The sequence below is a fragment of the Chryseobacterium sp. Tr-659 genome (genome assembly GCF_011752975.1).
Lineage (GTDB): Bacteria > Bacteroidota > Bacteroidia > Flavobacteriales > Weeksellaceae > Chryseobacterium.
Genome location: NZ_VWWP01000008.1, coordinates 213,657 through 236,319 on the forward strand (window position 1 = coordinate 213,657; position 22,663 = coordinate 236,319).

Consider the following 22,663-nt stretch of genomic DNA (forward strand, 5'->3'; position numbering starts at 1 on the left):
AATTATTCGAATATCTGTTGTATAATTTCAAGTGATGCAGGTGTTTTGAAATCTGTGATATGATAGTGATAATACACCAAAAGGCTGTCCAGAAAGTCCTTTCTTAAAGAGGATGGGATTTTTGTGACATAAAAATGGTCTGCACATAGCGCTTCTTTCCATAATAGGGAAATTTCTTCATTGAACAGCTGGTGAGTGATACCTTTGGAAAAAGTACCCGTTTCCGGATCTAAAAAACTTCCGTCACTTAATAGCGGAGCAACTCCCTGGATTTTTAAAACAGCAAGCAGAAAAAGCAGATGAGCCTGATAGTTTTTGTGGGTTAGTTCATAAATAAAATCATCGATGCCTGAGAAAATCGGAATATTCTTATCCTCATACTTTAGAATCTGATTCAAAAAATCAGATATAAAAAATATAATGGTGTTGACCTTTATGTCAGTATAGATATCATTGTTCTTGACCAGTTCAAACTTTGAAACTGATTGTATCCCATTACCTCTGGCATGGCTTAATGAAAAATTAAGCTTGTTTAATGGCTGCAGCAGGGCTTTTTTCTTATTCCTTTTGGAGTAAATTCCTTTAAGGAAATAGCTCTGAAACCCCTCTTCTTCGGTAAAACAATGCAAGACAGCATCATTTTCTCCATATTTTATAAAAGAAAGTAAAAAACCGTTTTGTGAATTCATTAATTAACCACTCCTATTTTGGCTGTAGCTTTATCCGATCCGTCTTCATTAGTCATCAGAACAAAATAAATTCCAGATGCTACTCTTGTTCCTTTCTGGTTATTGAGATCCCATTCATAATAACCGCCTCTTGCCACAGCTGAATGTACTACATTTCCTGCAGCGTCCACAATTCTGATGTTGGTCTTTTCGGCCAATCCTTTTATGGTAACTTTTCCTTTAAAGTTAGAATAGACAACCGGGTTAGGATACACCAGTACATCCCCGAAATTGGAAGTTACATCAGTAACATCTGACTGGTATGTTACAATGCCATTGTAAGTGACAAAATATACTTTTCCTGTTTTCTTATCGATCTTAATATCCGTAATACTATTGGTGGGAAGAGGGGAGTTTTCTTTGGTGAAGTGTCTGATGGTTTTCTGGCCATCAGAAGAGAGATAGTATACACCACCTCCGTCAATAGATACCCATTTATTGTCTCCGCCATCCACTGCGATCTGAAGAACTGCAGATTCCCTGAAGAGTTCTTCACCCAACCCATTTTGTTCTATTACAATTGGCTCTAGTTTGGGATGAGCCGTTTTTATTTCTGATGCTGCATTGGACATTACTCTTAAGCCTCCGTCTGTCCCGATCCAGGCATCTCCGGATTTGTCAAATGCAACAGATAAGATACCTCCACCTGAAAGACCATTAGATTCAGAAAGGATATAATCGCTATCATCGGAAAGATTGGTTGGGTTTTTATAATCATACACCCAGAAGTTGGCAGATCTTGGCAGGGGTGTCCATAACATATTTTCATAGAAAACAGGCTTCTGTACACCATCACTGGCAATAACATATTTTTTTATGATAAAATCGTCAGAAGCTTTATCATAGATTCCTATAGAAGGGTTTCCGTCATTAAATCCGAAAGATACAAAAAGGTTGTTCTGAGGATCTGTTGCAAAACCCACAGGACGTCTGTAATAAGGTTGTGCGCCAAGGTTGTAATACTTTACAAAATCAAAATCTTTGCTCGTAGTATTATATTTCATCCTATAGACACCATTATCGAACATTGTATAATTGGTAAAGAATATTTCGTTGTGATCATAGGGATTTATTGTGGCATCCAGGATATTTATAGATTTTGGATTATTCACAAAATAAGAAGGATAAATCCATTCTGTTCCGTTAAAATAATAGAAGCCTGGCTTTTTGGGGTTGATAGCAGGTTCATTATAATTATTGGCTCTGGCTCCGGTGGAAACCAGTAATTGATTATTGTCAAACAGGTTAATATTATAAGCAATATTCATATAAGGCCCGGATGGTTTATATGTATTATTACTTTCGTCTTTTATTCCGGATAATACAGTTCCGCCAAGAATTTTTCCACTGGCTGTTATCGCTGTGTTGCATTCCTCACCAAGACTTATTGAGTTTTGTGATACCCCGTTTACACCATAAGTATAAACTCTGTTGTCCGTTACAATAATGTTGCTGGGGGTAATGACAACATCCCGGATATTTCCGAAAGATGTTGGAAGTTGTATAGGCGTACCGTTATTATATATAAATGCAGCTGTAGCTGTTGAAAAAACAAGTTCGGATTCAGAATCTACATGTTTGAATGCCCCGGGAATCTCAGTTGTCCAAGTAGAATATACCGGGAAAGTAGTATTCATTTCATGGCTTTTTAAGCCGGTGTTGGTTACAGAATATACCTTATTTCCAAATATAGTAGCTTCGTTGCTCGCCTGATATACTCCTCCACTTAAAAAGAACGTGGAATCTCCAAATTCTTTCTTTTTAAGGTTAAAGATAGAAAGCCCATATCCTACGGAAATAACCGCCTGGTCTCCTGTAATAGAGATATGATTGATCTTTTTGTTTCCATTATAGCCGGTAGCAATAGGAATATCAACAATATATTTGATTTCCTGCGGTGTAATGATATCCATAGAACCGTTATCATAACCGATAAGACCTATTTTGGTCTGAGGATTATAATCAAAAGCGGTTATTCCGGTATTATGCAGACCGTTGGCTTTGGATAACTTCGTAATTTCTCCTGTTGCTATTGTATAGTAGAATATTCCGTTTTCTGTGGCTGCAATTATTTTTCCATTGTCTTCTTTCATAGCAAAGACATTATTGTAGGAAAAAAGATCTGCCCACCTTTTTGAAGAAATGACCTGAGCTTTTATAAATTGCAGGGAGGCTAAAATACCAAGAGAAATTATAGAAAGTTTTTTCATATTATGCGGTTATGCTGCTGTCTATTACCTGATTGTTCCAGGAGATATGCTGTACGTTTTTGTTTGTATCAAAATAAAAATCTATTCTACCTAAAAGAAGACCTGCCCATCCAACCTGGTTAACAAGTACATTTTTGCCCTGTCTGTTGGTATAAGACTGAGGTTCTGGTAAGAATGTATGAGTATGACCTCCCAGAATTATATCAATATTCTCTGTGTTGGCCGCTAAAATTTTATCACTTATTTTATTAGGTTCATCTTTATAGTCGTAACCTATATGGGATAAACAAATAACAAGATCACATTGCTGATCCTTTTTAAGGAAATTGGAATAATGCTGAGCTACATCAATCGGGTTAGAGTAAACGGTTTCTCCATACTGTTTTTTGCCTACAAGGCCATCCAGCTGAATTCCAACCCCGAAAATTCCCACTTTGATTCCATTCTTATTAAAGATTTTATACTGAGAAGTTTTTCCGTCCAGAATTGTGTTTTTGAAATCATAATTAGAGCAGATAAAAGGAAATTCTGCATTTGGAAGTACCTTTAAAAATCCTTCCAGTCCGTTATCAAAATCATGATTACCCATGGTAGAGGCATCATACTTCATCATAGACATTAATTTAAATTCCAGTTCTCCTCCAAAGAAGTTAAAATAGGGTGTTCCCTGGAAAATATCACCTGAATCAAGCAGTAATACATTGTTCTCCTGATTTCTGATCTGCTGAATCAGGCTTGCTCTTCTTGCAAATCCTCCCTGATTGGGATTCCTTGTATAGCTGGCATCAAAAGGTTCTATTCTGCTATGCTGATCATTGGTATGAAGAATAGTCAGTTTGTTTGCGGATTTTAATTTCAGAACGTTTAATTCTTCCGCCATCATCATATTGGGAGCTAAAGCCATTGCTAAAGATCCACCTCCTATTGCCTTTAAAAAACTTTTTCTATCCATTATTTCTTACCGATAAAATTTAAACGAACATCTGTAGCGGGAACTATCTCAGGATTTTTTTTGAAATATTCAATATATAAATCTCTGAGCTTTACACCTGTCGGGATTGCTTCTCCTTTTGCAAAGAATTTCATATTGTCGCCTCCCAGGGCAAGATAATCTGATGTGGCAATATAATAGTCTTTGTTCGGCTCAGGTGTTTTTCCATTAATTAAAGATTTAGATAACTGTCCGTTTTTTGTTTCAATATATAAATGTGAAACCGGATTATTAACCTGAGTTTTTGCATAATAATCAAAAAGTGCCTGCAGATCAGTACCTTTCATTTTTACAATAATCAATTCGTTTTCGAAAGGCATTACTTCAAAAAGATTTTTAAGAAAAATATCTCCCTTTCCGATAGTAGTACGGATTCCCCCGATATTGATCAATGCGGCATCTGCATTCTGTTTAAGATGAGCTTGTAGCCAGTCATTGCCTCCCTCAAATGTATAATCCGCTAAAAGATTTCCCAGATTGCTGTTATTACCTTGTTTCGTAAGATCTACACTGGTATGCGAGATCTTCTGGTTCATTTCCTTATCAAGTTTTTGCTTATAAGGTTCAATAACTTTTACAAATGCCTCATCATTCTTAAGCTCGTTATTAATAGAAATATTTTTCTGGGTCTTTACATTCACAAGCGACGGTGCGGAAACCGTTTTGCATGCTGTAAGAGATGCCAGAGCAATTCCTAGTAACAAGAATTTATTTTTCATAATATCTTTTAGTATATGCAAATATAACTATATGTATAATAAAACATTATTATTTATTATAAATTCTTATTGTAAATGATTAAATTTGGCAAAAATAATTCGAACAGATGAGCATTTTAAAAGGAGTAGGTGTTGCTTTGGTGACGCCCTTTAATGAAGATTTATCCGTTGACTTCGAAAGTTTAACAAAACTTGTCGAATTTAATATTGAGAACGGAACCAATTATTTGGTAGTGTTGGGAACTACGGCAGAAGCCGCAACGCTTTCTGAAGAGGAGAAGAAACAGGTAATTGAGCATATCATTAAGGTAAATAATAAACGCCTTCCTTTGGTATTAGGAATTGGCGGCAACAATACTCTGGATGTCAAGAAACAGATAGAAGAAGCAGATCTTTCTGCATTTGAAGCAGTACTTTCCGTATCTCCATATTATAACAAACCTAATCAGGAAGGGCTTTATCAGCATTATAAGGCTTTGGCTTCCACAGGAAAAAATATTATCATTTATAATGTTCCTTCAAGAACCGGTCAGAATGTGGAAGCAGATACTACAATTCGTCTTGCAAAAGAATTCCCGAATTTATTTATGATCAAAGAAGCAGCACCGAATATTCTACAATATTTTGATATTCTTAGAAAGAAACCTGAAGGCTTTTCTTTGGTTTCCGGAGATGATGAATATACACTGCCTGTAACGCTGGCGGGAGGACAAGGTGTAATTTCTGTGATTGGACAGGCGTATCCTAAAGAGTTCTCAACTATGGTACAGCTTGCTTTTGATGGTAAAGTGAAAGAGGCTTATGAGATCCACAATAAGTTGGTAGATATCACCCGTCTGATCTTTGCAGAAGGAAACCCTTGCGGGATTAAAGTGATTTTAGCTGAAAAAGGAATCATTAAAAACTATTTAAGACTTCCATTGGTGGCAGCTTCAGAAGGGCTTTATGCAAAAATTAAAGCTGAAATGAGCAATATCTAAAAATGTTAAATTTAAGCTGGCTGTAAGTTTACATTTTCATTACAGCACAAAATTGACAATTAATAATTGGAAATATAAAGGTGAAAGGCTCCGGCTTTTCACTTTTTTTAATCAAAATACAATATAATATGAAATTAACACAAGCTACAGAAAAGGACATTCCTTTAATTCAGGATTTGGCCAGAAGGTCATGGGAAAATGCATATGCAGAAATACTTTCGGTTGATCAGATGGACTATATGCTTTCGGAAATGTATTCTGAAACTGAGATTAAAAGCCATCTTCTGAATCCTGATTATCATTATTACTTAATTCAGGATGAAACTACGGGCTTATATGATGGTTTTATTGGTTATCAGCATAATTATGAAAATCTTACTACAAAACTTCACCGCATTTATTTAGTTCCGGAAAGTAAAGGAAAAGGTTTTGGTAAAGAAGCACTTTTATTCCTGAATGAAAAAGTTTCTGAAAACGGGAATGACCGAATTATTCTGAATGTCAACAAATATAATTCTGCCAGGAACTTCTATGAGTCCCAAGGATACAGAGTTTATGGGGAAGGCGTTTTTGATATTGGAAACGGTTTTGTAATGGATGATTATATGATGGAATTTCTAATTCACAAATAAATGACTTAAAATTTTGTAACTTTATCTTATAATTCTATAACAAGTGACTTCTTTTTTTGGTTCATCTTTGCTTCAGAACCAAATCACTTATAACAATACATTCATATGCTTGGTTTTGAGCTGAATCAGCTTTTTATCAGTATATTTTTTTCATCCTTAGTGTTTAAATTCCTGTATTCTTTAATGCAGGAGTTTTTTCGTATATGTGCAAAGTTAAAAAAATATATTTCTATTTCACTTTTAAATGAAATAAATTATTATATTTACTAAAAAATTGGCTTTATTTATACTAGGATGAAAATGTACGTTAAATTTGATTTCAATGCCCTTTGTAAAAAGGTATTGGACGAGAAGCTTAAAGAGCATGGGTTGAAATACCGCTTGCTGAACTTCGGTGAGGTAGAATTTTATGAGCCTCTTACGCAGGAACAGCACAGCCTTTTTAAGAAGAATCTTGAAGATTATGGTATCGAAATTATAGAAAGCCAGAAAACGGCTTTAGTACAGAAAATTAAAGATGCCATTGTAGAGCTTGTCTTTTCTGATGAGATTATTCCTGTGAAAGCATCCATCTATATCTCAGAAAAACTAAATCACAGTTATGGATATCTTTCAAATCTGTTTTCTGAAGTTGCCTTTACTTCCATTGAGAATTTTATTATTCTACAGAAAATAGAACATGCAAAGGCACTGATCATAAGAAATAAGCAAAGTCTGACAGAAATTGCCCATAAACTGAATTATTCCAGTGTGGCACATCTAAGTACCCAGTTCAAAAATACAACGGGGATCACCCCCTCCCAATTTCAAAAAATTATAGGAAGAAGAAGAGCCCAAAGCACAGTAACAAACGCTAAAATGCAGTATGAATAGAGAATTTCTGAACGTAATAGTAGCAGATAACGATGAAAATACATTGATTTTTTTTAAAAATATCTTAAAAGAGCTAAAGATCTCTATAAAAGTTCAATGTTTCAGTAACGGAAAAGATTTGATGGAATATATAAGCAACAATGATGCTGTAGTTCCTGAAATTATTTTTATTGCATATACGCTCGCCGGGAAAGACGGCATGGAATGCCTGGCAGAAATTAAATCTGATCAGAAATTCAGCAATATGGTGACAGCCATTTATTCTGATCCGATTCAGGAATGTGAGGTTGAGGATATCTTTGTAAAAGGAGCTAATATTTTTATAAAGAAACCTGATTCTTTTGAAGGGCTGAAGAAGGTGCTTACCGATGTAATCACCATTAACTGGCAGTATCATACTTCCGGATTAAATAAAGAGAATTTTATTCTTAAAGTATTATAAATAAGCAGCTTTATGTCTTTATTTATTTCAGTCATAAATTATATTTGTTGCATACTATTCACAAATAAGTGAAAATTTTATAACTAAATGTTAAAATAATATAAAAAGGATAACAATTAATATTCTGACATTTGTAAATATAAACTCAGACACAAATTTGACTATATAGAAAAAGAGGCAGATGAATGAGAAGTAATTGTTTCTAAAAAACAAAATTTATATAAATCACGATGTTAGTAACAAAATGAATTATATTAATTTCCAATTTTAAAGCATAGAAGATCTTTAAACAAAACGGTACAATCATGAAAACTTAAAGCAGCTGGAGATATTTTTATTCGTTTCATTCCCTCATCTCCATCTGTACACAGTTAGTTTTTATAATAAGCAAGTTGGAAAAATAATTCATTTTGTTTTTATAATTTATTTTAATAGTTATGGCTTTTAACTTATTTAAAATATAGATATTTTCACACCACATCACAAAATATTAATAAGCCTAAACTATTAAAATAAATTTTTTCACCAGATTACAAAGTAATTTCTTCTAAATAACAGTTTTATAAGGGGGCCGCAGGAAAAATCTTTCTGCGGTTTTTTTATGATATTTTACTCCATTTGTTTTTCCCTTTATAGTATCTGATATAATAGTTTTTAATAATCAGATTGTCTGGTCTGGATAGCATAGGATCAGCTTCCAGAATTTTTTCCACTGTATTTTTTGTCGTTTTAATAATCTTTGAATCATTAATCAGATCCAGTCTTTTGAAATCTACTACACCACTTTGCTGGGTACCCAGAATATCACCGGGACCACGAAGCTGCATATCAACTTCAGAAATTTTGAAACCATCATTGGTTTCGGTCATCGTTTTGATACGGGTTCTGCTTTCCTTAGAGAGTTTATCTGAGGTCATCAGAATACAATAGCTCTGTTCTGCACCTCTTCCCACACGTCCTCTAAGCTGATGCAGCTGTGAAAGGCCAAACCTTTCGGAACTTTCAATAACCATAACTGAAGCATTAGGAACATTTACTCCTACTTCAATGACCGTAGTTGCTACCATAATTTCAGCTTTTCCCGAAGCAAAATAAGCCATTGCAGCATCCTTTTCATCCGGTTTCATTTTTCCGTGAAGCATGGTTACATTATATTCAGAAAAGTAATCCATAACATGCTCAAGGCCTTCCATCAGATTTTTATAATCTAAAGTTTCAGATTCTTCAATAAGTGGATATACAAAATAAACCTGCCGCCCTTTCGTTATTTCATCCTTACAGAAATTATAAACGTAAAGCCTGTCTTTCTCACGTCTGTGAGCCGTTATAATAGGCTTTCTTCCCACCGGCATTTCATCAATTACAGAAACATCAAGGTCAGAGTAAAAGCTCATCGCTAGCGTTCTTGGAATAGGGGTTGCAGTCATCACCAGAATATGCGGCGGAATTTTATTCTTAGCCCAGAGTTTAGCTCTTTGAGCCACACCAAATCTATGCTGCTCGTCAATAATTGCTAATCCCAGATTTTTAAATTTTACTTTATCCTCCAAAACAGCATGGGTTCCTACTAAAATGGAAAGTGTACCATTTTCAAGTTCTTCATGAATGATTCTTCTCTCCGCTGCTTTGGTAGAGCCGGTGAGAAGTCGGACATTGATTTCTGTGTGCTCTAAAAGTTCTTTAATCCCGTTATAATGCTGCTGGGCAAGAATTTCCGTTGGTGCCATCATACAGCTCTGAAATCCGTTGTCCATAGCAATAAGCATCGTCAGTAATCCAACCATTGTTTTACCTGAACCTACATCTCCCTGCAGAAGCCTGTTCATTTGGATGGGCTTCTTCATATCCATACGAATTTCCTTTAAAACCCTTTTCTGAGCATTGGTAAGCTCAAAAGGAAGATGATTTTCATAAAATCCATTGAAGTGATCACCAATAATAGGGAAGGGATTGCCATAAGACTGTGTTTTATGATGGAGTTTCTTTAAGCCATAACCCAATTGAAAAAAGAATGACTCTTCAAATTTCAGCCTATAATCAGCTTTATCAAAATGTTCCATGTCTTTTGGAAAATGGACGTTCAGAAAAGCATGCTGTCTTGACATGAATTTGAAGGTCTTCATCAGGTATTCCGGGAAGTTTTCTTCTATAAGATTCGGGATTTCTTTGCAGATATTTCTTAAAGCATTCTGAAAAAAACGCTGATTTAATCCTCTTTTAGTTAATTTTTCAGAACTTGGGTAAATCGGTTTCAAACGGGTGTCTCCTTCTTTCTTTTCCTCAGCTTCAATTTCCGGATGCGGCATAGAAAACTGTCGGTTGAAAACATTGATCTTTCCAAAAATATAAACTTCACGGTTAATAGGAAGCTGTTCTTTCAGCCATTTTGAATACTGGAACCAGACCAGATCCATGCTGCCGGTTTCATCATTGAATTTTGCCGTTAATCTTTTGGTTTTTCCTGTTTGAATTTCCTGTACATGGGTAATTTTTCCCTTCAGTTGTATTTCCTGACTGGTTTCCTCATGAAGTTGAGATATCGTATAGATCTTACTTTTGTCCAGATACCGGATCGGATAAAAGTTCAGCATATCTTCTACGGTGGATAATCCCAACACATTTTTGATGAGTTTGGCTCTATCGGGACCTATTCCTTTTACATATTCTATGGAAGTATCTAACGTCATTTTTGATCTGAGGTTCGAGTTTTCGGGAATCGAATTTTAAATGAAAAAACGAAGGTTCGAATTTCGGTAAAATAAAAAAGACTTCCAAAAAAAATTGGAAGTCTGAATTCTGTATCTGAAAACCCCGCCGGGCATTCGGTTATTCTTTGATCTTGGATTTGAACTTTTTCTGATAATCTTCCCATTGTTCACGGGTACGGATTTTTTTAAATAAATCCTTTGAGATCAGCTCCAGGTAAGGTTCCAATTCCTTGGCAGAAAGTTCTCCCTGAAGAATAGTGATGGGATCACCGTGCTCATCCAGAAAAACCGTACTTGGAACAGCTCCTACATTCATATATTGGGTAAACTCATGTAGAGAATTTCTTCCTTTTTTATGTTCAGTATTGGGATTTGAAAATGTTCTTCCAAAGATCTCTATGTTCTTTTTTTCTTCTGCATTGAATTTTACAGGATAGTAGTTTTCATTTAAAATCTGGGAAATCACGGGATGTCCGTATGTTTTTTTGTCCATGATTTTGCATGGTCCGCACCAATCTGCATAGAAATCAATAAGAATCTTTTTAGGACTTTCCTTTTGAGCTTTTAAAGCTTCTTCAATGGTCATCCATTTGATCTGTGCAAAGCTGAGGTTTAATAAAAATAAGAGAGTTATGCTTAAAATTTTCTTCATAATTTGATATTTAAGTAAAAATAAGCATAAATACTTATTTCCTATTTTACATCTTGCATTAATTTTTTCACGTACGGAGATATCAAAATTAATACCACTCCCGCAATTACAGCATACAGTCCCAATTGTTTATATCCATCAGTATAAGTGATCAATTCATCATAGTTGGTAGAACCTTCCTTAGCTGTAGCAAGGCTGGCCCCAATAATCCCTGCAACGTACTGTCCATAAGCTGAAGCAAGGAACCACATTCCCATCATCATTCCCTGAAGGTTTTTCGTAGAAAGTTTGGTCATGATTGATAAACCGATAGGAGAGAGACATAATTCTCCAAGGGTAATGATTAAAAGTGCCAGCGTGAAGAAGTTCAAAGAAGTGATTCCCTGAAGGTTTGCAAATAAACGTGTTGCAAATAATACATAGTAACCTAAACCAAGGAAAATGAATCCCAGCCCGAATTTGATAATGGTATTCGGTTCAATTTTTCTTTTATTAAGCCAGATCCAAAGAAGACCGATAAGCGGAGCAAGGAAAATAATAAAGAAAGCACCTCCTGAGTTATTGACACCATTCGGATCTAATCCAAAAAGATCTTTATTTAGGTTCTTGGCTGCGAAAATACTTAATGAACCTCCGCTTTGTTCATAAATTCCCCAGAATATAATGGAAAAGATGATGAAAACCAGCGCTGCCCAAAGTTTTTTACGTTCAGAAGCTGTTACTTTGCTCATTTCGTAGAACAGATAAATCAATGTTAATGGGCCAATGGTCCACATAAAATAATCTGTATATTCTGTTTTGGCAACCATAGTCATAATGATAGGCACAAAAATCAATGACAGAACATATACTCCATATTCTTTCCATTTTGGTATCGGAGCTGTCTTTACTTCTGCCAGGGGATGGCCGGGTTGTAGACCGATTGGACCTAACCTTCTTTGAGTAAAAATAAAGTTAATTAAACTTATAACCATTACAACAGCTGCTAAACCAAAAGCAACGTGCCATTGAAGATTTTCAGGAATTAATCCTTTTCCCAATTGAATTACCCCTAACTCTATATATCCAGTTTTGCCAATGGAAATACAGGCGTAACCACCAAGTAAAGCTCCAAGATTAATTCCGGCATAGAAAAGAGAAAAACCAGCATCAGCCCTTTCATCATTAGGTTTATAAAGTTGTCCTACCATGGATGAAATATTTGGTTTAAAGAAACCCGTTCCCACTACGGTAAATGCTATTCCTAAGAAAAAGAACTTATGAGGATCTGTAGCAAGAATCAAACTTCCTACAATCATCAGAAGGCCGCCCCAGAAAAGGGATTTTCTGAATCCTAAAATTTTATCCGCAAAAAGTCCGCCTACAAAAGTAAAGGCATATACAAAAGCCTGGGTGGCTCCGTATTGAAGATTGGCTTCTTTTTCATGGAAATTAAGCTGTGAGATCATGAAGAAAACCAGCATTCCGCGCATTCCGTAGAAACAGAAACGTTCCCACATTTCAGAGAAAAACAGACTCCAGATTTGTCTGGGATACTTTCCTTTGAAATTTTGTATTTCATCTAAAGTTAAGCTCATAATGATATATGATTAAGTTTTAATTAGGGTTTTTATTTTCTTGATCCAGTTCAAAATGGATACTGTCCTGGTCGATAATTTGTTTTTATTCTTCTTCTTTTGGGAGATACTTTATCATCCTGACTGGAAAGCAGCCGATAATGGGACCAGCTTAATTCGTGATGCAGTGCGTCACGAATTGGAAATGCATGATAAAAAGAACACATATTCCTTAGATTGCTCTCGTTAAACCCTTTTCCAAACTCTAAAGTAAGTTTCTGAGAAAGATTCTTTAACGTATACTTTCCATATTCTGCACGTTCCTTTCCTTGTTGCTCATCCTCTACAATCAGTTTTCCCATTTGCCAGTATGTAAGCAGTAGTGTGGAATTCGCTATTCGAAAAACCTTTTCGCGCGATTGTCTAATAATTTCCTTTACGGATTGAAATAAAGGATCTTCGGAAATTTCCATCGTACGAAAATAAAAAAAACCTCTGACTTAGCAGAGGTTTTATTCATATTTTGTTAATGCTAGTTTACACCATGCATCATTTTCTTTAATATAGGTGAAAGCAAGCCTAAAATTACAGAAGCAATACCACAAAGTACAACGAATACCATAAAGAATTCGAATAAGTTATGGATCTCAAACCCTGCAAATGTAGGATTGTGTAACGGTAACTGAGCTTTTTCGAAAGCAGCAACCTGATCTGCATTCAACGTTACTTTTTTATCTAAAACTTCCTGAAGATTGATTCCCATTTCTTCAGCTTTTTTGAATTTATCACCTGTAGCAGGGATTAGAGCTCCCAATGAACCTGCTAATGCATAACCTGCAGCATTGGAAATAAAGAATACTCCGTATAATAATGAAGCAAACCTTTTCGGAGCTAATTTACCTACCAATGATAAACCGATTGGGGAAAGACAAAGCTCACCACAAGTCTGGATAAAATATAGTAGCATTAACCATTTGATAGCCAATAAACCTGAACTTCCCAGATCTTTTACGTTATGAGCGATGATGAAATACGAAAGAGCAATTAATGCCAATCCCATTGCCTGTTTGAAAGGAGATACGGGCTCTTTTCCTTTTGCTCTTAATTTATCCCAAATCAAACTGAACGGAACTGCAAGAATCACTACGAAAATACCATTGAAGATCTGTACCATTGAAGGAGGCATATTCCATCCTAAAATATTTCTATCCGTCTGGTTATCCGCGATGAATGTTAACGAAGAACCTGCCTGTTCGAAAGCTGCCCAGAAGAAGATAATGAAGAAAGAAACGATATAGATTACCCAAATTCTCTGTCTTTCAATTTTATTTTCAGCAGAAGTCATGATCAGGAATGCTAAGGAAATACCTGCTGCATAGATGAAAGGGTAGATAATACCTTTAATCAGCTGTCCCATTTCCATTGAATTGAAACCAAGTTCCCCTACAAGAAGATATCTGAATGCAAAGAATAAAGCAACAAAGATAAGTCCTGTAACAGCAAGGAATTTACCTGAGAATTTCGCTGACTGTGTTTCTCCTTCTTCGAAATCTGCACTTGTATTGTTCTTTGGTAATCCTCCAATAGGTCTTCCTTCCGGAGTTACTACATATTTATTTTTAAGGATAAAGAATGTTACAGTTCCGATTACCATAGCAATAGAAGCTGCAAGGAATCCCCATTTGAAAGCGAAAATATCTCTTACACCGGTAGTTGCATCTTTTACGTCTCCTACGTAAGGACAAATAAACTGTCCTAAGAATGCCCCGATGTTGATTCCCATATAGAAAATGGTGAAAGCAGAGTCTAATTTTGATTTTTCCTGCTTAGGATAAAGGCTTCCTACCATTGAGGAAATGTTAGGCTTGAAGAATCCGTTACCGAAAATGATAACAAATAAAGCCAGCCACATAATAAGTTTGGCACTACTGATATCAGCAGAAAACGTTGAGGCACTGATGAATAATAAAAACTGGCCAATAGCCATTAATGATCCACCGATGATGATAGCGAATCTGTTTCCTATGTATTTATCAGCAATAAATCCTCCCAAAAGAGGGGTTAAATAACATAAAGCCAGGAATCCACCGTAGATGATTGCTGCATCAGCTTCTTTTATTAATAAGGAATTTACCATGAAGAGCGTTAAAAGTGCTCTCATCCCATAAAAGTTGAAACGCTCCCACATTTCTGTTCCGAAAAGAACCCATAATCCTTTAGGATGCCTGGAATTCTTATTCTCTACAAATTCATCCGGTTTCGGACTCAATGCTTCAATATTATCCATTTCTATTGTTAATTTTTGTTAAGACTGACAAATATAGTTTATTTTAGGTTTTTGGCAAGGTTTTAATTTTATTTTTAAATAAAAAAGCTGCGGAACTATCCCGCAGCTTGCTAATCGTTATAATATCAAGGATTAATGTCCTTTTTCTCTCATAATTTTATTCAGCCTTTTTAACATAGAAAGACCTAAAAGTGTAGCAAATATTAACAATGCGAAGTTAACAAGGAAATAATTCGTCTTGTTTTCGTAATTGTACCAGGTACTTGCCAGGATTCCGGAAAGCTTGTTTCCTACTGAGTTGGCAAGGAAGAATCCTCCCATCATCAGTGCTGTGATTCTCGCAGGAGAAAGTTTGGATACGAAAGAAAGTCCCATCGGAGAAAGACATAATTCTCCGATTGTAATAACTCCGTAACTGGCTACAAGCCACAAAGGAGAAACTTTTACAGCTCCGTTATCCCCAGCCATTACAGCTAGAACCATCACAAGACATGAAAGTCCGGAAATAAATAATCCTAAAACAATTTTAGTAGGGGTTAAAGGTTCTTTTCCTTTTCTTCGTAATAAGGCCCAGAATCCTACAATAACCGGTGTTAATGCAATTACCCAGAATGGATTGATAGACTGGAATAATTCAGTATTATAGAGATATACTTTATTTTCAGGGTTTTTCTCTAATGCAGTACGTTGTTCAGGAGAAATATTTTTAAAATAAACATCTTTCCCCATTTCTTTCTTGGTTTCTCCATTATCATCCTTTTGAGATCTGAATTGATTATCATAAACCGGAGTTTCCTTATTCTCATAGCTCTTTCCCTCCACCATATAAATTCCTTCCAATGGCTTTTCAAGGGAAGCAGGAACACTTCTGTCCGTATAATAATTGGCCCATCTTGTCAACGCTGTACCGTTTTGTTTGAAAACAGCCCAAAAGAACATACTGATCAGGAATACAGAAAGTAAAGCCCCAATAGATGATTTTTCTTCAGGTTTCGCCTTGAAATAAAGAGAGGCATAAAAGTAAATAACAGGAATACATGCAAAAATAAAGGCATCTGTACTGTCACTGCCAAAGATATTATTTGGAATAAACCAGCCAATTGCTCCGGCAACGATAGCAGGAACGAATACTTTGATCAGGATTTCTGAAAGTTTTGTATCTCCTTCCTGTACTGGCTTCATTTGTGCGGCATGAATATAATGCTTTCTTCCGATGGTAAAAATAACCATTCCGATCAGCATTCCGACTCCCGCAGTGATGAAAGCTTCACCCCAACCGAATTTATTACGCATGAAAGCAGCAATAATATTACAGATAAATGCCCCAATATTGATCCCCATGTAGAAAATATTGTACCCGGAATCTTTATTGGCTTTATAAGGTTCTTCAGAATAAAGGTTTCCTAAAAGAGTTGAAATGGTAGGCTTAAAGAAACCGTTACCAATAATAATCAACGCAAGAGAGGTATAGAATAGAGGTAAGTCTTTAAATACACCCATTCCGATATATCCGGCAGCCATTAAAAAGCCTCCCAGGTAAATGGATTTAATATACCCTAAAACTCTGTCTGCCAAAAAACCACCAATAAAAGGAGTAAGATATGTGAGTGCAATATAAGTTCCGAAAATATCATCAGCAGTTTTGTCCGGAAGCCCGAGACCTCCCTTCATGCCGGTAGGTTCAATAACATACAGAACAAAGATTCCAAGAATCAGGTAGTACCCGAAACGCTCCCACATTTCTGTAAAAAAGAGAAAGGGCAGCCCTTTAGGATGTTTAGTCTTCATATAATTTAATTTCAAATTCCTCAAAAATAAGTTTTTAATTTCAATTGATAAAATAAATAATACTTAGGTAAATGATTAATGAAATAAATATAAATGGGGAATCCTAAACGGTATTTAAATCATACGGGATACTTGTACAAAGCAGAGATACGGTTGTACACAATCAAAAAAATGAAATTACATGCAATCTGCAATAACATCTCTCGTTGAAGTGATATTTGTTTTTTAGTTTCGACACTGTCAATAGTGACAAATAATCTAAAAAAAACATTATGAAAAAAAACGATTTAAAGAAACTGAAAGGCAGCTTATCAAGAAATGAGCTAAGAACGATTAAAGGAGGGACAATACATGAAGATCCTATAGATATGGGTTGTGCATGTACCAATGCCGCTTGTGCTGCTACGCATAATGGTAATGGTGATTCGTATTGCAATGGCACCTTTTGTTGTGGATAATCAAAATCAGTCCTTTAAAAATGGCAACAGGAAACTGTTGCTATTTTTTTGAAATGTAAAAGAAGTATTAAAATGACACGCAAAAGTTATACTGCTGTTATCAATTATTTAGACTATAATAAGATACATATTGACCGGGATGAATTTGAACTTCAGTTGGAAGGACATCCGGACTTTCCAAGCCTTTTAGCATTTTCTGATGCTCTGAATTTTTTCAATATTGAAAATTATAGTTATAGAATAGATAACGATGAAAAAGATATTTTACCTGAAGATTTTTTGGCCTTGGTAGAAGGTGAATTGACTGTTGTAAAAAATAAAAACAATCAGCTTACTATTAATGGTTCTCCTGCACATGATTTTTTTACAAAATGGGAAAATATAATCTTCATTGTAGAACAAGAAGAATCTGCCAATACAAAACCCAAGTTTGATTATTCCTATATCAATTGGGGAATCTTTATCCTGTTGTTGGTATTTCTATTAGGATATGATTCTTCTAATAGGATATTAAAATTAATATTTGCCTGTACTTCTTTGGTGGGATTTATAATGGCTTATGAAGCTTATAAAAAGACGCATGGAAAAGGAACATTTATTCCGGTTGGAGTATGCAAGAGTAATTATTTGAATACAGATTGTGATTTGGTATTTAATTCCAAAAAATGGAAGCTTTTTACAAAAATAGATTTGTCTGAAATTTCATTGCTGTTTTTTACTACTCAAGTCACATGTTTTGTTCTGTTTTCACTGATGGGAAATATCGGATTTTTCCTTGAGGTTTATCAATATGCTTTATTGGGCTTTATACCCATCGCTTGTATGTCTTTATACTATCAAATAGTTGTGGTTAAAAAATATTGTCCGGTATGTATGGCCATCATCGCTTGCGTATTGATTCAATTAATAGTTGCTAATCTTATGTTTTTTGATCATAAAACTATTGATGTTGGTTCTGTCATCTTATTTTTTATTGGAATTTTTGGGACAATGATTGTTTTGCTAAACCTAAGGGCAAATGAAGAGATCGCACAGAAAAATGAATATATCATTAAGAAAGATTTGAAATTCAGGAGAAACTATAAGTTTTTCAAAAACAATCTATCCTTTCAAAAGAAACTGACGGATACCGATTTTTCGGGTGCTTTTGTGTTTGGAAATGAAAAAGCATTGCAAAGCTTAACCTTCATTACCAATCCTTTTTGTAAGCATTGTAAGGATTTTTATCCCGTTTTTATAAAGCTGGTGAAAAAATATTCTGACGAATTGAGAATCAATATTTTCTTTGATATAGATCTTGGAAGAGACGATGTGGATAACAGAACAGTTCACATAAATCTTAGCAGTATATATATCAATAGCGAAAATAAAGCAGACTTTCTGGAAGCCTTAAGCGGTTGGTATTCAGTTCAGGGATATAATGAAAATAAAACCGGCTGGTATAGAAAATATTCTAAATATTTTGGAAACCCAGAAGAAGCACTTGTTATTTTAAAAGAGCATGAAAAATGGTGTGGCAACAATAGTATTCATTTTACACCTGATATTTTTATCAATGATACGGAATATCCACTCCAATACGAAAGAGCAGACCTGGAATATTTTATACCGGAACTTTTATCTGAAAATTAAAATTAATTATGAAAAACTTATTATTTATATTGTTGGGAACAGCCATGCTCTTTTCTCAGAACAACAGGTTCATCTATGATGTTAAATATAAAAAAGACTCAACTTCAAAGCATATTATCAGAGAAAATTACTATTTGGATATCACAAAAGATGATGTAGCCTATTATAACAGACTGAATTATATTAATGATTCAATATTCAGTGTTACTGGAAAATATACACCTGCTAAGCTGACTTCTTTTCTCATAAAAAAGAACAAAAGCAATGTCTATCAAAATTATGAATATATTGGGGATGTAAACTTCTATAAAATATCCGAAGAAGCCAGACTGCATTGGAATATCACGGACAGTATAAAAGTTTCCAATCATTTCCGGCTTCAAAAAGCTACTACGCAATTCGGAGGAAGAAATTGGATCGCATGGTTTTCTAAAGATATTCCCATGCCTTATGGGCCCTATAAGTTTAACGGATTACCAGGGTTGATCATGGAATTGTATGATACCAAAAAGAATTATTATTTTAATGTGATTAAAAGTGAAAAGATTCCGGATGATTATAAGCGTCATTCCTTAAATAATTATATACCCAGAGCAATTCCCGTTACTCAGAAAGAATTGAATAAATTAAAGTTAGACCTTTATTCCAATCCTTTTAAATATGTTTTGAATGGGGCATTAACGATTCCGGAAGGAAAGAAACTTCTTTTGGATGATGGGACAGTTCTCTCCAAAGAACAATTGAAACCCGCAGAAGCCAACGAAAGAAAAAAAATAAAATCTTTCAATAATCCTATCGAATTGGATAAAGCAATTAAGTATCCTTAATCTGCTGCTGTATTAATAAAAAAGAACCTTTCAAAATCTTGAAAGGTTCTTTTTTATTAATACATTAAATAGTGAGTCTATGAGTCAAAAATTGTTTTGAGATTTTAATATTCGATTTTCTTCTTTTAATTCATGAATATTTTGCTTTAGAAAAACAATATAATCCTGTAAATTTTCAATTAGTGAATGATTGAAATTTTGGATATACTGATATTGGGAGTGATCTTTGAATATGGAATTTCCATTACTGATTATTTTCTCATCCTCTTCTTTGATTTCAGAAATAGGAACATTCAGTGTTTCAGATATTTTCTTCCATTCGTCTTCATGTATCCTTACTTCTCCTCGTTCTTTTCGGGAGTAATTTGAAGGATCAGTTGATAAAATTTTTGCCATTTTCTCTTGAGAAATGCCTTGTAGTTTTCGTAGGTTTTTTAGTTTTTCTTGCTTCATTGTTTCTTAATGTCGATTGCAAATATGCAAAACATGTACATGTTCTGCAAAAAATTTGCCAGAAAAATGCCTGATCTATTTCTCTTATTCGAGATTTTAATTTATAGTTTTGAAAAGTCAATAATGACACAGAATATTAAAAGAAAATTTTATGAAAAAGAATGCTTTAAAAATTACAAAAGCAAGCTTAACGAGAAACGAGTTAAGAACACTTAAAGGAGGAAAAAGAATACCAGATGATCCAGAAACTGGCGTAGAGTGTGGTTGTGTACAAGCAGGCTGTGCTGGAGATGGTAGTGCAAGATGTGGTGGAGGATGTTGTAACTAAAACTAAATCACAATCAGCAATGAAATTTCATTGCTGATTATTTTTTTAAGATCTATGAAGAAAAATATTAATATACTAACCCATTATTTGAACCTTAATGATATTCATGTTGACAAAACTGAGTTTGAATATCAGCTAAATGGTCATCCGGAATTTCCTAATATTCTGTCTTTTTCTGATACACTTCATTTTTTTAATATTGATTGCTCTGTTTTTGAAATAGATAAAGAGGATGTTGAATTGTTACCTGAAAATTTTCTTTCAATTAATGAAGGTGATTTTAAATTGGAAGACAAAAAAAATTATGATATTTCCACATCTAACGTTGTTTTATTAGTTGATAAATCAGAAATTTTCCACAATGAAAAGAAAAAGAATAATATCTTGTTATGGAGTATGCTTTTATTAAGCGCTCTGGTATTATCCATATTATTAATAGACTTTTCTTTTTTTTATATAGGAACTGCATTTTTATCACTTTCATTTTTAGGAATCTTTCTTTCCTATGAGGCTTATAAAAAGACACATGGTAAAGGAACCTTCATACCTTTAGGTGTATGTCAGAATAAAATGTTGAAAACAGACTGTGATTATGTATTCAATTACAAAAAATGGAAGTTTTTTGATATATCTGAGATTTCTTTGCTGTTCTTTTTTTCTCAAATGATCAGTTTTATAATTTTAGCAATATATAAAGATCTCAGTTTTTATTATTTTATTTACAAGTACATATTCTACTTATTTATACCTATTTCATTCATTTCATTGTATTATCAGGTTATTGTTATTAAAAAACTCTGCCCGGTTTGTATAGGGATCATACTTTCTGTCTATGGCCAGCTGGCTCTTTTATTATTCCTGCCAAATTCTTTAGTGAGTGTCAATCCATTCTCTATTATTTTGTATCTCATTTTTGTATTGGCTTCTGTACTATTCCTTCTGTATTTGAAGGAAAAAATTTCATGGAATAATAAACTGAAAGAAGAAATTATAAAAAGTTCGAGGTTTAAAAAGAACTATGCTTTCTTTAGAAATAACCTTTCAATTCAAAAGAAAACTCTTAATGATGATTTTTTAAACTCATTTAATTTTGGAACACCTGATTCCAATTTAACATTAACTTTAGTAACAAACCCTTCGTGTAAATATTGTAAAGAGTTTTATCCAACATTTATGAGAATTATTAATAATTATGGCAATAAAGTTAATATACGTCTTGTATTGGATGCAGACTTAGATAATTTTCCTGAAAACTTGCGGGCTACCTATATAAACTTAGCCTGTATTTATGAAAATTCGGAAGATAAAACAACTTTTTTTGTAGCTTTGGAAGAATGGTATAATATAAGAACAGATAAAAACGAAATTGATAAATGGTATAATAAGTATTCTCATCTGTTTAATAATCAGTATGATGTGATTTCTATTTTAAATAATCAGAAAAAATGGAGAAATATCAATGACATTAATTTTACACCTGATATTTTTATCAATGGATATCAATATCCTATAGAATATGACAGAGCAGATTTAGAGTATTTTATATCAGAGATGGTAGGATAATAATTAATTATGAAAAAACTGTTATTTTTATTATTGGGAACATTTATTTGTTTTTCCCAAAACAATAGATTTATATATGAAGTAGTCTATAAAAAAGATTCTGTTTCTAAAGATTTAATAAGAGAAAATTTTAATCTTGATGCAACTACAGAGGATATTGCCTATTATAATAGATTGTATTACGCCAACGATTCGTTATTTGCAGCCAAAAATCAGTATGGATTTAAAGGTTATAAACTGACCTCATTTCTGATTAAAAAAAATAACAATAATGAATATCAGAATTATGAATATATAGGAGATGTAAATTTCTATAAGATAAACGAAAAAGCAGAACAGAATTGGAAGATTACAGACGCTGTTAAAACTTCTGATGGTATTCATCTTCAAAAAGCGGTAACAGAATTTGGAGGAAGAAGCTGGATAGCATGGTTCTCAAAAGATATTCCCATTCCTTATGGCCCTTATAAATTTAATGGTCTGCCCGGACTTATTATGGAATTATATGATACAAAAAATAATTACTATTTCAGAGTGATTAAAAGTGAAAAAATTCCAGACACTTATAAAAGGACTTCATTAGAAAACTCTATTTCCAGGGCAATCCCTGTTGATCAGAATAAATTGAATAAATTGAAATTAGAATTATATGACAGCCCTTTTAAATATATAATGAACGGAAGGCTTACGTTGCCTGAAGGAAAAAAATTGCAGCTAGATGACGGAACTATTCTTACAAAAGAACAATTGAAACCCGCAGAAGCCAACGAAAGAAAAAAAATAAAATCTTTCAATAATCCGATAGAGCTTGACAAAGCAGTCAAATATCCTTAATG

The 22,663-nt window shown here is 34.0% G+C and carries 21 protein-coding genes; 10 read left to right on the forward strand and 11 right to left on the reverse strand.

Going from position 1 to position 22,663, the window contains the following annotated elements:
* Nucleotides 1-2 precede the first annotated feature (2 nt).
* From recO to F3J23_RS17500, 4 genes are read right to left on the reverse strand one after another with little or no spacing between them, the layout of a single operon-like run.
* The gene (gene recO, locus F3J23_RS17485; RefSeq protein ID WP_167031946.1) at nt 3-689 is read right to left on the reverse strand and encodes a DNA repair protein RecO; all 687 of its coding nucleotides are present in this window, start codon (nt 687-689) and stop codon (nt 3-5) included.
* Nucleotides 689-2,938, reverse strand: a complete 2,250-nt coding sequence (locus F3J23_RS17490) for a hypothetical protein (protein WP_185156476.1) — start codon at nt 2,936-2,938, stop codon at nt 689-691. Before F3J23_RS17490 ends, recO begins: the two co-directional genes overlap by 1 nt.
* A gap of 1 nt (nt 2,939) precedes the next feature.
* Complete coding sequence (locus tag F3J23_RS17495) at nt 2,940-3,890, reverse strand: bifunctional metallophosphatase/5'-nucleotidase (RefSeq protein ID WP_167031949.1); 951 nt, start codon at nt 3,888-3,890, stop codon at nt 2,940-2,942.
* Nucleotides 3,890-4,648, reverse strand: a complete 759-nt coding sequence (locus F3J23_RS17500) for a 5'-nucleotidase C-terminal domain-containing protein (protein ID WP_167031952.1) — start codon at nt 4,646-4,648, stop codon at nt 3,890-3,892. Before F3J23_RS17500 ends, F3J23_RS17495 begins: the two co-directional genes overlap by 1 nt.
* A 107-nt stretch (nt 4,649-4,755) precedes the next feature.
* Here F3J23_RS17500 and dapA point away from each other — a divergent pair, with 107 nt between their 5' ends.
* The 4 genes from dapA (at nt 4,756) to F3J23_RS17520 (ending at nt 7,575) form a co-directional block, all read left to right on the forward strand.
* Nucleotides 4,756-5,628, forward strand: coding sequence for a 4-hydroxy-tetrahydrodipicolinate synthase (gene dapA / locus F3J23_RS17505; RefSeq protein ID WP_167031955.1), 873 nt, complete (start codon nt 4,756-4,758; stop codon nt 5,626-5,628).
* Between the two features lie 128 nt (nt 5,629-5,756).
* Nucleotides 5,757-6,260, forward strand: coding sequence for a GNAT family N-acetyltransferase (locus F3J23_RS17510; protein ID WP_167031958.1), 504 nt, complete (start codon nt 5,757-5,759; stop codon nt 6,258-6,260).
* A 294-nt stretch (nt 6,261-6,554) separates the two neighbouring features.
* The gene (locus F3J23_RS17515) at nt 6,555-7,133 is read left to right on the forward strand and encodes a helix-turn-helix domain-containing protein (protein WP_167031961.1); all 579 of its coding nucleotides are present in this window, start codon (nt 6,555-6,557) and stop codon (nt 7,131-7,133) included.
* Nucleotides 7,126-7,575 carry a response regulator gene (locus F3J23_RS17520; RefSeq protein ID WP_167031964.1) on the forward strand — a complete coding sequence of 150 codons (450 nt, stop codon included), beginning with the start codon at nt 7,126-7,128 and terminating at the stop codon, nt 7,573-7,575. Before F3J23_RS17515 ends, F3J23_RS17520 begins: the two co-directional genes overlap by 8 nt.
* Nucleotides 7,576-8,174: 599 nt before the next feature.
* On the opposite strand, the gene recG is transcribed toward F3J23_RS17520, so the two are convergent.
* From recG to F3J23_RS17550, 6 genes are all read right to left on the reverse strand, one after another.
* Nucleotides 8,175-10,262: an ATP-dependent DNA helicase RecG gene (recG, locus tag F3J23_RS17525; protein ID WP_167031967.1), complete on the reverse strand. Its 2,088-nt coding sequence runs from the start codon at nt 10,260-10,262 to the stop codon at nt 8,175-8,177.
* Between the two features lie 139 nt (nt 10,263-10,401).
* Nucleotides 10,402-10,935 (reverse strand): thioredoxin family protein, encoded by a 534-nt coding sequence (locus F3J23_RS17530; protein WP_167031970.1) that lies wholly within the window; start codon nt 10,933-10,935, stop codon nt 10,402-10,404.
* Nucleotides 10,936-10,976: 41 nt separating this feature from the next.
* Nucleotides 10,977-12,512: a peptide MFS transporter gene (locus F3J23_RS17535; RefSeq protein ID WP_167031973.1), complete on the reverse strand. Its 1,536-nt coding sequence runs from the start codon at nt 12,510-12,512 to the stop codon at nt 10,977-10,979.
* A gap of 50 nt (nt 12,513-12,562) precedes the next feature.
* Nucleotides 12,563-12,964 (reverse strand): DUF1016 N-terminal domain-containing protein, encoded by a 402-nt coding sequence (locus F3J23_RS17540; protein ID WP_228455370.1) that lies wholly within the window; start codon nt 12,962-12,964, stop codon nt 12,563-12,565.
* Between the two features lie 59 nt (nt 12,965-13,023).
* The gene (locus F3J23_RS17545) at nt 13,024-14,778 is read right to left on the reverse strand and encodes a peptide MFS transporter (RefSeq protein ID WP_167031976.1); all 1,755 of its coding nucleotides are present in this window, start codon (nt 14,776-14,778) and stop codon (nt 13,024-13,026) included.
* Between the two features lie 132 nt (nt 14,779-14,910).
* Nucleotides 14,911-16,566: a peptide MFS transporter gene (locus F3J23_RS17550; protein ID WP_167031979.1), complete on the reverse strand. Its 1,656-nt coding sequence runs from the start codon at nt 16,564-16,566 to the stop codon at nt 14,911-14,913.
* 272 nt (nt 16,567-16,838) lie between these two features.
* Between F3J23_RS17550 and F3J23_RS17555 the strand changes: the two genes are divergently transcribed.
* From F3J23_RS17555 to F3J23_RS17565, 3 genes are all read left to right on the forward strand, one after another.
* Nucleotides 16,839-17,024 (forward strand): hypothetical protein, encoded by a 186-nt coding sequence (locus F3J23_RS17555; protein WP_167031982.1) that lies wholly within the window; start codon nt 16,839-16,841, stop codon nt 17,022-17,024.
* A 72-nt stretch (nt 17,025-17,096) separates the two neighbouring features.
* Nucleotides 17,097-18,656 carry a vitamin K epoxide reductase family protein gene (locus F3J23_RS17560; protein ID WP_167031985.1) on the forward strand — a complete coding sequence of 520 codons (1,560 nt, stop codon included), beginning with the start codon at nt 17,097-17,099 and terminating at the stop codon, nt 18,654-18,656.
* Between the two features lie 8 nt (nt 18,657-18,664).
* Nucleotides 18,665-19,483 carry a GLPGLI family protein gene (locus tag F3J23_RS17565; protein ID WP_167031988.1) on the forward strand — a complete coding sequence of 273 codons (819 nt, stop codon included), beginning with the start codon at nt 18,665-18,667 and terminating at the stop codon, nt 19,481-19,483.
* Between the two features lie 84 nt (nt 19,484-19,567).
* Here F3J23_RS17565 and F3J23_RS17570 read toward each other — a convergent pair whose 3' ends face one another.
* Nucleotides 19,568-19,936, reverse strand: coding sequence for a helix-turn-helix domain-containing protein (locus F3J23_RS17570; protein ID WP_167031992.1), 369 nt, complete (start codon nt 19,934-19,936; stop codon nt 19,568-19,570).
* Nucleotides 19,937-20,087: 151 nt separating this feature from the next.
* On the opposite strand from F3J23_RS17570, the gene F3J23_RS17575 reads away from it, so the two are divergent.
* The 3 genes from F3J23_RS17575 to F3J23_RS17585 are packed head-to-tail and all read left to right on the forward strand — an operon-like array spanning nt 20,088 to nt 22,661.
* Nucleotides 20,088-20,264 (forward strand): hypothetical protein, encoded by a 177-nt coding sequence (locus F3J23_RS17575; protein WP_167031995.1) that lies wholly within the window; start codon nt 20,088-20,090, stop codon nt 20,262-20,264.
* Between the two features lie 54 nt (nt 20,265-20,318).
* Complete coding sequence (locus F3J23_RS17580) at nt 20,319-21,827, forward strand: thioredoxin domain-containing protein (RefSeq protein ID WP_167031998.1); 1,509 nt, start codon at nt 20,319-20,321, stop codon at nt 21,825-21,827.
* A gap of 9 nt (nt 21,828-21,836) precedes the next feature.
* The gene (locus tag F3J23_RS17585; RefSeq protein WP_167032001.1) at nt 21,837-22,661 is read left to right on the forward strand and encodes a GLPGLI family protein; all 825 of its coding nucleotides are present in this window, start codon (nt 21,837-21,839) and stop codon (nt 22,659-22,661) included.
* Nucleotides 22,662-22,663 lie beyond the last annotated feature (2 nt).